We start from the raw sequence: 12,440 nt of genomic DNA on the forward strand, positions 1-12,440 counted from the left end.
TCATCACCTGGGAAATCGTATTCAGATAGAAGTTCACGAACTTCCATTTCTACTAGTTCTAGTAGCTCTTCATCGTCAACCATGTCACATTTGTTCATGAATACGATGATGTATGGGATACCAACCTGACGGCCTAGTAGGATGTGCTCACGAGTTTGTGGCATTGGGCCATCTGTCGCAGCAACAACTAGGATACCACCGTCCATCTGTGCAGCACCAGTGATCATGTTTTTAACGTAGTCCGCGTGTCCTGGACAGTCAACGTGTGCGTAGTGACGAGTTGGAGTGTCGTACTCAACGTGAGAAGTTGCGATTGTGATACCGCGCTCACGCTCTTCTGGAGCGTTATCGATAGATGCGAAGTCTTTAGCTACACCGCCGTAAACTTTAGCAAGAGTAGTACAGATAGCTGCAGTTAGAGTTGTTTTACCGTGGTCAACGTGGCCGATAGTACCAACGTTAACGTGCGGTTTCGTACGTTCAAATTTTTCTTTAGACACGATCGTGTTCCTTCCTAGTTATGATTCGTCGTGATCATTATTGATCGACGACGCGCCAGAAATTGTTATTTTATGCGCCAACGCCCGTTAGCGCAATATTTGGACGCCCTGATCTCGCAAAAAGTCGTAAACTTTTTGTAGTTCAATCGTCAATTAGTAACCACGCTCTGCAATAATTTTATCTGCGAAGTTTTTCGGCACTTCAGCGTACTCGTGAAACTCCATAGAGTAAGACGCACGGCCTTGAGTTGCAGAACGTAGATCAGTTGCGTAACCGAACATTTCAGATAGTGGTACTTGAGCACGGATGATCTTAAGACCAGCCACACCTTCGTCCATGCCTTCAATGATACCGCGACGACGGTTTAGGTCACCAACAACGTCACCCATCCAGTCTTCCGGAGTGGTTACTTCGACATTCATCATTGGTTCTAGAATCACAGGTTGTGCTTCTAGTGCACCTTTCTTGAATGCCATCGAGCCAGCGATCTTAAACGCCATCTCGCTTGAGTCTACATCGTGGTAAGAACCATCAAATAGTGTAGCTTTAATATCTAGTACAGGGTAACCCGCTAGAACACCACTATTCATTTGTTCCTCAATACCTTTCGATACCGAACTGATGTATTCCTTAGGAATCACACCACCCACGATTTCGTCTACGAATACGAAACCTTCGCCAGGTTCAGAAGGCTCAAGTTTGACCCACACATGACCGTATTGACCACGACCACCTGATTGACGAACAAACTTACCTTCAACTTCCGCTTTACCACGAATGGTTTCACGGTAAGCAACCTGAGGTTTACCAACGTTACAATCAACGCTGAATTCACGCTTCATACGATCAACGATAATGTCTAGGTGAAGTTCACCCATACCTGAGATCAGAGTCTGACCTGATTCGTCGTCCGTTTCCACGCGGAATGATGGATCTTCCGCAGCCAGTTTACCTAGCGCGATAGCCATTTTCTCTTGGTCTGCCTTAGAACGAGGTTCTACAGCAATCTGAATAACTGGTTCAGGGAATTCCATGCGCTCTAGAATCACTTTGTGGTTCTGATCACACAGTGTGTCACCTGTTGTTACGTCTTTCAGACCGATAGCAGCAGCGATATCACCAGCGCGAACTTCTTTCACTTCTTCACGCTTATTCGCATGCATCTGAACGATACGACCGAAACGCTCTTTCTTCTCTTTTACAGAGTTGTAAACAGCGTCACCGGAGTTTACAACACCAGAGTAAACACGCATGAACGTTAGCGTACCCACGAATGGGTCAGTCGCGATCTTAAATGCTAGCGCAGAGAATGGTTCGTTGTCGTCAGCGTGACGCTCAACTTCATTCTCTTTTTCATCGATACCTTTAATCGCAGGAACATCGATTGGCGATGGCAAGAAGTCAATCACTGCATCTAGTACCGCTTGAACACCTTTGTTCTTAAACGCACTACCACAAGTGGCAAGCACGATTTCGTTATTTAGTGTACGAATACGTAGCGCTTGTTTGATCTCAGCTTCAGTCAGCTCACCTTCTTCAAGGTACTTGTCCATCAGCTCTTCACTAGCTTCAGCAGCCGATTCAACCATATGGTTGCGCCACTCTTCAGCAAGTTCGATCATGTCAGCAGGAATGTCTTCGTAAGTAAACGAAGTACCTTGATCGGCTTCATTCCAGTTGATCATTTTCATCTTGATAAGGTCGATGACACCTTTGAAATTCTCTTCTGCACCAACGTTTAGCTGGATAGGAACAGGGTTCGCACCAAGACGATTTTTAATTTGGTCCACAACGCGTAGGAAGTCTGCACCTGCACGGTCCATCTTGTTCACAAATACCATACGTGGAACGTGGTACTTGTCCGCTTGACGCCATACAGTTTCAGACTGAGGTTCAACACCAGATGAGCCACAGAACACAACCACAGCACCATCAAGTACACGAAGAGAACGCTCTACTTCGATAGTAAAGTCAACGTGTCCAGGGGTATCAATGATGTTTACGCGATGCTCTGGGAATTGTGCTTCCATACCACGCCAGAAAGTAGTAGTCGCAGCTGAAGTGATAGTAATACCACGTTCCTGCTCCTGCTCCATCCAGTCCATGGTTGCTGCACCATCGTGAACTTCGCCGATTTTGTGAGAAAGGCCAGTGTAGAACAGAATACGCTCAGTTGTGGTTGTTTTTCCTGCATCTACGTGAGCACAGATACCGATATTACGGTAGCGCTCAATAGGAGTTTTACGAGCCACGATTGTATCCTCTTACTAAGGTGTACCTTAGAGTATAGAAAAGTGCTGCGAGAGAACCTCGCAGCACAGAAGGTATTACCAGCGGTAATGAGCGAATGCTTTGTTCGCATCTGCCATACGGTGAACGTCTTCACGTTTCTTAACAGCAGTACCTTTGTTCTCAGACGCGTCTAGCATTTCAGCAGCTAGGCGTTGAGCCATAGATTTTTCACCACGCTTGCGCGCAGCTTCAACCAACCAACGCATAGCAAGTGCGTTACGGCGAACCGGACGAACTTCTACAGGAACTTGGTAAGTTGAACCACCAACACGGCGAGATTTAACCTCTACCGCAGGGCGTACGTTTTCAAGAGCTTCTTCAAAAATAGCTAAGTGGTCTTTACCAGACTTTTCAGCCATAGCATCTAGTGCAGTGTAAACAATTTTCTCTGCAGTAGATTTTTTACCGTCAACCATTAGGATGTTAACGAATTTTGCCAGCAATTCAGATTTGAATTTTGGATCTGGAAGGATCTTACGCTGACCAATGACGCGACGACGTGGCATGGATTTATCTCCGTTGTCTTCTTCAGGTTTTATCCAAAACTTTTCAGTTTTTTCAAAAAATTAAAAATAATTTAGTGTTTGGCCTTACTTAACGGAATCCATTAAGACTTAGGACGCTTCACACCGTACTTAGAACGACCTTGTTTACGGTCGTTAACGCCAGCACAGTCAAGTGCACCGCGAACAGTGTGGTAACGTACACCCGGAAGGTCTTTTACACGACCGCCACGGATTAGTACAACACTGTGCTCTTGAAGGTTGTGACCTTCACCGCCGATGTACGATGTAACTTCGAAGCCGTTTGTCAGACGTACACGACAAACTTTACGAAGTGCTGAGTTAGGTTTTTTAGGTGTAGTAGTGTAAACACGAGTACATACACCACGTTTTTGTGGGCACGCTTCTAGTGCAGGCACGTTGCTTTTAACAACTTGCTTTGCACGAGGCTTACGTACCAACTGGTTAATAGTTGCCATTAACTAGCTCCTGATTTACTTGAAAGTAAGCTTTGTGAAAAATCTATCCCCAACTACCATTGCAGTTAGGGACGCAAAATTCTATGCAGCAGTGAGAGGTGTGTCAAGAAATATACGGATCTTTTTTGTTCAATTAGGACAATTCATCCGTAAAGCTTTAGCGACAGTAAATCACGTTCAATCCCAAGTAAGCGATTTATCCTGTTTAACTGTGAGCTCAACGAAGCCTGAGTAATTCACGATCGTCAGTGATGGACTGATACGATTCGCAATACCGCGAGCGTGAATATCGCTCTCTAGCACAAATACACTGCGGTTTTTTAGGTGGGAAAACGCTTTATGCTGCGAGTTAGCAGCGTACACGGCATCTTCTATAAGTAAGATGTCATCCTGTACATTACATAAGGGCATGGCGTCTTCTAGAGCAGAGACCGTTTTTATGATGTGTAACATAACTTCCTCAAAAAGACAGTAGCTTGCCAGCGTGTTGCAACTTATCTTTGAGCTGCTCTGAGCTTAACGCTTGAGCTTCAATGACTAAGTCCGCTTGAGCCAAACCTCGCTGAGCTAATGACTCTGAGCACACAAAGACTTGTTCGATATCGTATAAATCGAAAAGCTTCAGCATCGGCGCATAATCTTTGCTCAAGATCTTACTCGGCTCTTGTCCTAGTAGAAGCTGGTAAACCCCATCTCCCATGAAAATGACGCTGATATCTTCACAGTAAGCCGATGCAGCTAACAGTGCATCCACACCTTCACGACCAGCCGCACTGCCATGCGGTGCGCTACGAAATAGATAAGTTAGCTGACTCAAAACTGTACCACTCTGTCTTGGGTTAACATCGCTTCGGCTAAGCTACCTAAGCCGGCTTGCTCAAAACCTTCCGCTAGATTGCTCTGGACCAAACCATGTTGATTCGCTTCTTCTTCACTTACGATCCCGCGACGCAAAGCTGCAGCAACACAAGTTTCTAGACGAACACCATGCTCTTTTGCCAAAGATTGCCATGCCTTATTGAGATCAAATTCGTCGTTGGCAGGCACACTCAAAGCAGTACCATTGGTCACGCCCTCTTGATAAAAGAAAACGCTCACTAACTGATGGCCTTGCTCAATCACCGCCTTGGCGAACTGATAAGCACTGCGCGCTGACTGGCTACCGTAAACAGGACCGTTCACCACCAACGTGTAAGTCAGTTTACTCACTTTTCATCGTCCTCGGTTTTACGTTGACGAATGTATAAGTAGACGGTGTGTTTTGAAATGTTAAGACGATCTGCAACGCGGTTGATGGCATCTTTAATATCGAAGATGCCTTTGTCGTACAATTCCATCACGATTTGGCGATTCTTGGTGTTGTTCGATACGGATTTATCCGCATTGATCTCTTCGATGGTGCGTTCAACAGTTTGGTCCACCAGCTCTTCTACGTCACTAGCAAAGTTAACCGAGGAAGCCGCTTCTTTTGCTTCTTGCGTTGGCATGAAAGATTGAAGGACTTGCGAGAAGGGCGCGTCCAAGTTGACGTTGATACACAACAAACCAATAACGCGATTTTCACCATTACGAATGGCGACAGTGATCGACTTCATCAACACGCCACCTTTTGCACGGGTAAAGTACGAACGTGAGAAGTTGCGCTCCGAGCCTTCGATGTCTTTTAGCATTTTAAGCGCTAAGTCAGTGATCGGTGAGCCGACTTGGCGACCCGTGTTTTCACCGTTAGCGATTTTAATTGCAGAGGTATTTAAGTCTTCTAGCGAGTGAAGAACGATTTCACAAAAGGGACCTATCAGGCTGGCGATACCATCAACGACCGCCTCATAAGATCTTAAAATGATTTTGTCGTGCTCGGTAAACGGCATCACGTTAACGGATTCCATTTCGAGCAGCATCTCCGCGTTTATTGTTTCTGTAGTTGTCATAAGCCTTCGAGCGAAAAATCAACAAATTGGTGTAAGTTTATCAGAAAATTTGAAAATCAACCTAGCAAACTCACCAACTAGTGACCTAGAACAAAAAAGGCCCGTTAAACGGACCTTTTTCAATAACTTATCGCTGCTTATTGTTATTGCTCTGCGTTGTCGTTCTCGACTTTTAGCAGCTCAACTTCAAATACTAGCGTTGAGTTAGCAGGAATGCTTGGTGTGTCCTGGTCACCGTATGCTAGCTCTGGCGGGATAACGAATTTGAATTTAGAACCCACAGGCATTAGCTGAACACCTTCTGTCCAACCTGGGATTACACGGTTAAGTGGGAATGTTGCAGGTTCACCACGATCGTAAGAGCTATCAAATTGCGTACCATCGATTAGCGTACCTTTGTAATGTACTTGAACCGTATCAGTGTCTTTTGGCTTCTCGCCTTCAGCTGGAGTAATAACTTGGTATAGAAGACCTGTATCTGTCTTCACTACGCCTTCTTGCTTCTCGAACTCAGCACGGAAATCATCGCCAGCTTTTTTTGCTTCAGCGGCTTTCTCAGCCGCTTGTGCTTGCATCTTTTCAGCAACACGCTTATCTAGAGATTCTAGTGCTGCACGTGTTTCTTCTTCATTCAATTCAGCATTGCCTTTGAAGACGTCTTCGATACCTTTTAGTACCAAGTCTTTGTTAAGATTAATGCCGATTTCGCTTGGCTTGTCGATGCTTGTGCTTAGGTAATTAGCAAATGAAACACCGATTGCGTATGCCGCTTTATCGTCGTCGGTTTTAAAGTGAACCGCTTTACCGGTTTCTGCTTGAACTTGTTCTGCTTGAGGTGCGGCTTCTGTTTTAGTTTCTTCTTTCTGACAACCTACCGCTAGCATAACTGTTGCAGCAAGTAGCGACACTTTTAAAACTGATTTCATTAAATTCTCCCAATAATGGCTTTGCCATTGGTTGTTGTGCACAAATCTTCTATGAGACTAGTGAAGACAATCGTTATACCAATATACTAGCTATATGTCTTAAGACACAAACCGGATTATTAGATGTGATGCAAAGAATTTCTCATTTATTCCTATATTTAATTGTCATCACCACGTTAAATGGTTGCTTTTTCGCCGAGCGTGAAGTGCAGCGTTGGCCGATAGAGCCTCAGGGTGCGACGAGCTTCGCACTTAGCAGAGATGGACGATTTGCTCTGCTCTATTCTCAGCAACACCATTTGATGTTGTGGGACCTAGAGCAAAATGAACAACTAGCCAACCTGGGTGAGCTCGATGCCGATGCCAACGTGGTATCCCATATTCGTATCTCAGACAATGGTCGCTATGCAGTCACAGCGAGCCAAATGAACTTCGCAGTTTGGGACTTAGGCTGGACGCAATCCGAAGGCCTTTGGTCTATTTCTGATGCGCTCATTCGCGACGTTGATATCACCAGTAACGGTGAACAAGTTCTGCTCGGGTTATCCAACGGTAAAGCAATTTACGTCAACTTAGTCACCGGACGTCGCTTGGAGTTCCTTGCGCATCGTGAAAAAGTCAATTCCGTCGCCATTTCTCCTAATGGCCGCTTCGCACTGACTGGTGGTAATGACTACAAAGCGTATTTGTGGGACACCGAAACCGGACAAGTGCTGCGGACCTTCGAACATGAACAACGGGTTGTTCGTGTTGCCCTGCAACGAGATGGCAAGTTAGCAATGACATCCGATGGCGGAAACCAAGCGGTAATTTGGGATTTAAAAACTGGACAAGAAGTCACACAGTTGAGCAGTTGGTCGCGCCAATTGATCTTCTCTACTGCGCGATTTTCTGATGACGGAACTCAGTTAGTGACAGGAACGCCTTCTGGCCGCGTTTCAATATGGGATACTCAAACCGGACAACGAATGAGTGGATTTGAAGTGGAGCCCAAAAAAGACACTCGCCCTCCCCGTGCGGTCGTGTATGATGCAGCCTTTGATTCAAAACAACGCGTAATTACTGCTACTTCAGCAGGTATTGCCCAAGCTTGGCAGTTAGAGAACGGATCATGACAGAAAAAATCATTCAGCAATTGGAAGCACGCATTAATGACTTAGAATGTCAGCTTGCGTTCCAAGAACAGACTATTGAAGATCTGAACGGTGCCTTATCGCAGCAGCAACTGCAAATTACCAAGATGCTCGATCAGATGAAATATGTGGTAGGTAAAGTAAAAAATATGGACTCGTCGAATTTAGCCGATCCGTCAGAAGAAACCCCACCACCGCATTATTAAAATGCAGGCTCAAATAGCACAAAGCCCAGAACATATTCTGGGCTTTGTTGTATTGATTACTTAAGAAGGTGGCTCAAGAGGAAGCTATTCGTCAGCGTAGATTTTGACGCTCAACTCGCCTTGAGTATTGATGCTAGCTCGGTACATACCAGAGCTGTTCATCGCAAAGTGCAGCTCACCTTGCGCGTCAATTGCGATTAAACCGCCTTCGCCGCCCATCTCTTTCAGTTCCCCCTGAATAATATGCTCACAAGCAGTATGAATATCTTCTTGTAAGTAACGCATCCGCGCGGCGACGTCTTCTGCGACACGTTTACGGATAAAAAACTCACCGACACCCGTAGTTGAAACTGCGACAACGCCATTTTCGGCCACCGTGCCACAGCCTATCAAAGCCGAATCCCCAACTCGATTGTATTGCTTATTCGTTACGCCACCCGTGCTGGTTGCAGCTGCTAAGTTACCTTGTTGGTCCAACGCTACGGCTCCGACGGTGCCATGTTTACGATCATCTGGGTAGCGAGATTCCGACAAAGCAAACAGCCCTTTCTCACGCATAGACAGCAACTGCTCATAACGGCGATCAGTAAAGAAGTAATCCTGTTCGGTATACTCATGGCCTTGTTCAAAAGCAAACTTCTCTGCGCCCTCACCCACCAACAACACGTGATTGCTGTTTCGCATTACGTCACGAGCGAGCTCAATTGGATTCTTGATATGACGAACACCAGCGACCGCGCCTGCGGCTTGGTTTCGACCATCCATGACAGAGGCATCCATTTCTACCATTTCGTTGTTGGTCAGCACCGAGCCTTTACCAGCATTAAAGTTAGGCGAGTCTTCCAACACTTTTACTGCAGAAACAACTGCATCCAAAGCGTCGCCGCCTTCCTCAAGAATTTGATGGCCGGCTTTTACCGACGCTTCCAAATCAGCCAAGATGGATTGCTGAAATTCATTGCTCATCTGTTCACGTAAAATGGTGCCTGCGCCACCATGAATCGCAATCGAGAAAGGTTTTGTCATCGCTTTTTCCATGAGTTGTTCTTTTCTTCTATGCACTACACCTTAGATAAACAAAAAGCGCAAGTTGAAACCTCAACTTGCGCTTTTCAAAGCTTTACTAGATAAGATTATCTAGTGAAGGAGCTTGTGATTAATGAGAACCACAGCTACCGCCGCCACAGCAGCCTTCATCGTCGTGATCATGGTCATGACCACAACCACCAGCTTGATGGATATGACCGTGTTCGATCTCTTCTGCTGTTGCTTCACGTGTAGACATAACTTCTACTTCGAAAGTTAGTGTTTGACCAGCTAGCATATGGTTACCGTCAACAACCACTTCGTTGCCGTCAACTTCTGTTACTTCTACAGGGATTGGACCTTGGTCAGTGTCAGCTAGGAAGCGCATGCCCACTTCGATTTGGTCAACGCCTTGGAATACATCCGCAGGAACGCGTTGTACTAGCGCATCGTTGTGCTCGCCGTAAGCTTCTTCAGGAGCTACCGTTACTGAGAACTTGTCGCCAGCCACTTTACCTTCAAGCTCTTTTTCAAGACCAGTGATTAGGTTGTTGTGACCGTGAAGGTAATCTAGAGGCGCTTCTGCAGTTGATTGATCAACAACCACACCGTCTTCCAACATTACTTTGTATGCAAGGCTTGCAACAACGTTCTTTTCAATTTTCATACTAACTCCAGGGAGATTAATTGACTTAACCTGAATGGGGTTAAGTACTGAGATATCTGGGTGTATTATGGGGATCAATTATCGAAGTTCAATTATTCCGGCTTAAAAATTCCGATCATTTCCTGATCTGAGTGTTTATTTTTCTCTACAGATTGCGGTTTACGCTGCTCAGTAAACTCACACTCGACACACTCAACTAACTCGATATTATTTTCAATCCACCAGCGCAGGGTATCTTGCTGGCTGCAATTTGGGCAGCTAGCGCCGGCAATAAAACGTTTCTTGATTTTCACGCTATTTCCTTAGCTTGAGTCTTGGCTCAAGTACTACTTCCAATGATTAGGTGACTGATGGTCGCTCTCCATCTCACGACCAAAAATTTCTTCTAGCTCTTTGCGTGCCTCTTTCGCTCTCTGAGCCAATTTCTTATCTTCATTGTGCTGAGGCAATAAGTCCTTAAGCATAGCATTATCTAACTTACGAAAATGTGCTTCTGCCCGCTTTGCTTGATAAGGGTGCATACCAAGTTCTACGAGCGCTTGGCGACCGAGATCCAATGCCCCTAAAAATGTTTCACGAGAGTAATTCTCGACACCGTGGCTCATTAACTGATACGCCTCGACACGGCTTCTTGCTCGGGCTAGCAACTTAAGTTTCGGAAAGTGCACGCGGCAGATATCAACGATGGCCATCACCTCATCAGGTGAATCGGTACAAATGATCAATGCTTCTGCTTTATCTGCGCCAGCAGCCCGCAAAAGATCAATTTGGGTAGCATCGCCATAAAACACTTTGTAACCATACTTGCGCAGTAGGTGGATTTGGCTGGCATCACTTTCTAATACCGTCACTTTGATTTTATTGGCATACATTAAACGTCCGACGATCTGACCGAAACGTCCAAAGCCTGCAATGATCACACGTGGCCGACGATCCACTACTTTCGTGGTCATGCCCTCTTCTTCTTGATTCAGGGTATGAGCAAACCATTTTTTTTGTCCCATCAGCAAAAGTGGTGTCGTCACCATGGATAAACTGACCACCACCAACAAAAACGCCACTTGCTCTTTGGATAAAATGCCCTCTTGGCTCGCTGCGGTAAATATGACAAAGGCAAACTCACCACCTTGGCTTAAAATCGCGGCCATACGGCTTCTCGCTTTTGCTCCGACACGGGCAGCTCTCGCCAATGCATACAAAACCAAGCCCTTAACCACCACCAAAGCCACCACCGCGCCCAGAATCTCTAAAGGGTGTAATGCCAATAACCCCAAATTTACCGCCATGCCAACCGCGATGAAGAACAACCCCAACAACAAACCTTTAAACGGCTCGATAGCGATTTCCAATTCATGTCGATATTCACTCTCAGCCAGCAGAACGCCGGCTAAGAAAGTTCCTAGAGCCATAGAAAGCCCAAGCTTTTGCATCACGACAGAAATCCCAAGCACAACCAACAATGCGGCGACGGTAAAGAGCTCACGAACGCCGCTCATCACAACAAAACGAAATAGTGGACGCAATAAGAAATGGCCACCAATCAACAGGGCCACCACACTGCCTAATACCGTGAAGACATCCAACCAACTACCGCCACTCTGCCCGCCAGCAAGCAAGGGCAACATTGCCAACATTGGGATCACGGCAATATCTTGAAAGAGCAATACTGCAAAACCAGACTGACCCGTTTCGGTGCCATTGAGCCCTTGCTCTTCAATCACTTTAAGAGCAATTGCCGTCGAGGACAGCGCCAACCCCATCCCAATCACCAAACTCACTTGCATGCTTACGCCGAACATACTGACGACACTGCCCAGCACGGCGGTCGTAACCACCACCTGCGCGCCGCCTAAGCCTAGAATCGGTCCTCGCATTTGCCACAGTTTTTTAGGATTTAGTTCAAGGCCGATCAAGAACAGTAACAACACGACCCCAAGTTCAGCAAAGTGCAAAATAGCATCAACATCACTGATTAAGCCAAGACCCCAAGGGCCAATCAACACACCGGCAAGTAAATAACCTAAAACCGAGCCAAGTCCGAGACGCTGAGCAATCGGCACCGCGATAACCGCAGCCGAGAGAAAGACCACGCTACTTTGAAGAAACTCACTGGTTATCGCCATACTGACCTCCTTGGTCTGTTGCTTCCCAGTTTTCAAGTGGGTTGTTCAACCACCGACGATACAATTCGGCGTGCTCATACCGCTCAATATCCGAGACATTACGCGACCAATACAACACCAAAGGTTCAATCCAGTGCATTTGACACAGGGCAGCCGTCAGTTCAAACGGTTGTAAGATTTGCTCTAATGGATATTTGTTGTACCCCTTCGCGCTAAAGGCCTCTTCTTTCCCCCCCGTTGTAATCACACTGCGCCAGTATTTTCCCTCTAGCGCCGAACCTCCGCCAAAAGCAAAACCTTTGCCCAGCACTCGGTCCAACCACTCTTTTAACAGGGCTGGGCATGAATACATATAAAGCGGGTGATGAAACACGATCACATCATGCGTGAGCAACAACTCATGTTCGTAATTCACATCAATAAAGAAGTCAGGGTAAACACCGTAAAGATCGTGCACAGTGACGTGTTCAAGCGACTGAGCTTTTTTAATCATCACTTGATTAGCAATCGAGTTATGTGGCTCTGGATGAGCATAAATGACCAGAACTCTTGGGAGAATAGACGGTGCAACAGCCAAATGGTCGTCCTTGTGGTTATTTTTATCCGTTATCAAATTGTTATACTTTTTTGTACAGCATAATGCAATTAAAGCGAAT

The 12,440-nt window shown here is 46.0% G+C and carries 16 protein-coding genes; 2 read left to right on the plus strand and 14 right to left on the minus strand.

The features are described from left to right. From D8S93_RS22670 to fkpA, 9 genes are all read right to left on the minus strand, one after another. Positions 1–500, minus strand: a 500-nt coding sequence (locus tag D8S93_RS22670; RefSeq protein WP_319803070.1) for a GTP-binding protein, incomplete at its 3' end; no start/stop codon positions are given. Between the two features lie 153 nt (positions 501–653). Beyond that, positions 654–2,753, minus strand: a complete 2,100-nt coding sequence (gene fusA, locus D8S93_RS22675; RefSeq protein WP_319803071.1) for an elongation factor G — start codon at positions 2,751–2,753, stop codon at positions 654–656. A 75-nt stretch (positions 2,754–2,828) separates the two neighbouring features. Beyond that, on the minus strand, positions 2,829–3,299 hold the full coding sequence (gene rpsG / locus D8S93_RS22680; protein WP_005382796.1) for a 30S ribosomal protein S7: 471 nt from the start codon (positions 3,297–3,299) through the stop codon (positions 2,829–2,831). A 101-nt stretch (positions 3,300–3,400) separates the two neighbouring features. Further along, positions 3,401–3,775 (minus strand): 30S ribosomal protein S12, encoded by a 375-nt coding sequence (rpsL, locus tag D8S93_RS22685; RefSeq protein WP_004399892.1) that lies wholly within the window; start codon positions 3,773–3,775, stop codon positions 3,401–3,403. Between the two features lie 177 nt (positions 3,776–3,952). Next, complete coding sequence (gene tusB / locus D8S93_RS22690) at positions 3,953–4,228, minus strand: sulfurtransferase complex subunit TusB (protein WP_047010412.1); 276 nt, start codon at positions 4,226–4,228, stop codon at positions 3,953–3,955. Between the two features lie 7 nt (positions 4,229–4,235). Further along, positions 4,236–4,592, minus strand: a complete 357-nt coding sequence (tusC, locus tag D8S93_RS22695; RefSeq protein ID WP_005397648.1) for a sulfurtransferase complex subunit TusC — start codon at positions 4,590–4,592, stop codon at positions 4,236–4,238. Further along, positions 4,589–4,984, minus strand: a complete 396-nt coding sequence (gene tusD / locus D8S93_RS22700; protein ID WP_046874531.1) for a sulfurtransferase complex subunit TusD — start codon at positions 4,982–4,984, stop codon at positions 4,589–4,591. The genes tusC and tusD overlap by 4 nt, the downstream gene beginning before the upstream one ends. Further along, complete coding sequence (locus tag D8S93_RS22705) at positions 4,981–5,703, minus strand: transcriptional regulator (protein ID WP_031780643.1); 723 nt, start codon at positions 5,701–5,703, stop codon at positions 4,981–4,983. The genes tusD and D8S93_RS22705 overlap by 4 nt, the downstream gene beginning before the upstream one ends. A gap of 143 nt (positions 5,704–5,846) precedes the next feature. Beyond that, positions 5,847–6,629 (minus strand): FKBP-type peptidyl-prolyl cis-trans isomerase, encoded by a 783-nt coding sequence (fkpA, locus tag D8S93_RS22710; protein ID WP_005397659.1) that lies wholly within the window; start codon positions 6,627–6,629, stop codon positions 5,847–5,849. 128 nt (positions 6,630–6,757) lie between these two features. On the opposite strand from fkpA, the gene D8S93_RS22715 reads away from it, so the two are divergent. Together D8S93_RS22715 and D8S93_RS22720 are read left to right on the plus strand one after the other, a co-directional pair. After that, entirely contained in the window at positions 6,758–7,744 is a 987-nt protein-coding gene (locus tag D8S93_RS22715) for a WD40 repeat domain-containing protein (protein WP_085344619.1), read from the plus strand. Then, positions 7,741–7,968, plus strand: a complete 228-nt coding sequence (locus D8S93_RS22720) for a SlyX family protein (protein WP_005381455.1) — start codon at positions 7,741–7,743, stop codon at positions 7,966–7,968. Before D8S93_RS22715 ends, D8S93_RS22720 begins: the two co-directional genes overlap by 4 nt. A gap of 84 nt (positions 7,969–8,052) precedes the next feature. On the opposite strand, the gene D8S93_RS22725 is transcribed toward D8S93_RS22720, so the two are convergent. From D8S93_RS22725 to kefG, 5 genes are all read right to left on the minus strand, one after another. Next, the gene (locus D8S93_RS22725) at positions 8,053–8,994 is read right to left on the minus strand and encodes an isoaspartyl peptidase/L-asparaginase family protein (protein WP_152815670.1); all 942 of its coding nucleotides are present in this window, start codon (positions 8,992–8,994) and stop codon (positions 8,053–8,055) included. Positions 8,995–9,124: 130 nt separating this feature from the next. Next, positions 9,125–9,661, minus strand: coding sequence for a peptidylprolyl isomerase (slyD, locus tag D8S93_RS22730; protein WP_047010415.1), 537 nt, complete (start codon positions 9,659–9,661; stop codon positions 9,125–9,127). Between the two features lie 92 nt (positions 9,662–9,753). Next, the gene (locus tag D8S93_RS22735; protein ID WP_005381449.1) at positions 9,754–9,954 is read right to left on the minus strand and encodes a YheV family putative zinc ribbon protein; all 201 of its coding nucleotides are present in this window, start codon (positions 9,952–9,954) and stop codon (positions 9,754–9,756) included. A gap of 33 nt (positions 9,955–9,987) precedes the next feature. Then, positions 9,988–11,784, minus strand: a complete 1,797-nt coding sequence (kefB, locus tag D8S93_RS22740) for a glutathione-regulated potassium-efflux system protein KefB (protein WP_152815673.1) — start codon at positions 11,782–11,784, stop codon at positions 9,988–9,990. Continuing rightward, on the minus strand, positions 11,768–12,361 hold the full coding sequence (gene kefG, locus D8S93_RS22745) for a glutathione-regulated potassium-efflux system ancillary protein KefG (RefSeq protein WP_005397668.1): 594 nt from the start codon (positions 12,359–12,361) through the stop codon (positions 11,768–11,770). The genes kefB and kefG overlap by 17 nt, the downstream gene beginning before the upstream one ends. Between the last annotated feature and the right edge of the window lie 79 nt (positions 12,362–12,440).

The organism is Vibrio sp. VGrn 2 (assembly GCF_009361695.1).
Taxonomy (GTDB): domain Bacteria; phylum Pseudomonadota; class Gammaproteobacteria; order Enterobacterales; family Vibrionaceae; genus Vibrio; species Vibrio diabolicus.

Excerpts from the sequence above, each read along its gene's own strand:
- D8S93_RS22725 (WP_152815670.1), bottom strand. The coding sequence starts at position 8,994 with ATGACAAAACCTTTCTCGATTGCGATTCATGGTGGCGCAGGCACCATT.
- D8S93_RS22720 (WP_005381455.1), top strand. The coding sequence starts at position 7,741 with ATGACAGAAAAAATCATTCAGCAATTGGAAGCACGCATTAATGACTTA.
- rpsG (WP_005382796.1), bottom strand. The coding sequence starts at position 3,299 with ATGCCACGTCGTCGCGTCATTGGTCAGCGTAAGATCCTTCCAGATCCA.
- tusB (WP_047010412.1), bottom strand. The coding sequence starts at position 4,228 with ATGTTACACATCATAAAAACGGTCTCTGCTCTAGAAGACGCCATGCCC.
- rpsL (WP_004399892.1), bottom strand. The coding sequence starts at position 3,775 with ATGGCAACTATTAACCAGTTGGTACGTAAGCCTCGTGCAAAGCAAGTT.
- fkpA (WP_005397659.1), bottom strand. The coding sequence starts at position 6,629 with ATGAAATCAGTTTTAAAAGTGTCGCTACTTGCTGCAACAGTTATGCTA.
- slyD (WP_047010415.1), bottom strand. The coding sequence starts at position 9,661 with ATGAAAATTGAAAAGAACGTTGTTGCAAGCCTTGCATACAAAGTAATG.
- D8S93_RS22715 (WP_085344619.1), top strand. The coding sequence starts at position 6,758 with ATGCAAAGAATTTCTCATTTATTCCTATATTTAATTGTCATCACCACG.
- kefB (WP_152815673.1), bottom strand. The coding sequence starts at position 11,784 with ATGGCGATAACCAGTGAGTTTCTTCAAAGTAGCGTGGTCTTTCTCTCG.
- D8S93_RS22705 (WP_031780643.1), bottom strand. The coding sequence starts at position 5,703 with ATGACAACTACAGAAACAATAAACGCGGAGATGCTGCTCGAAATGGAA.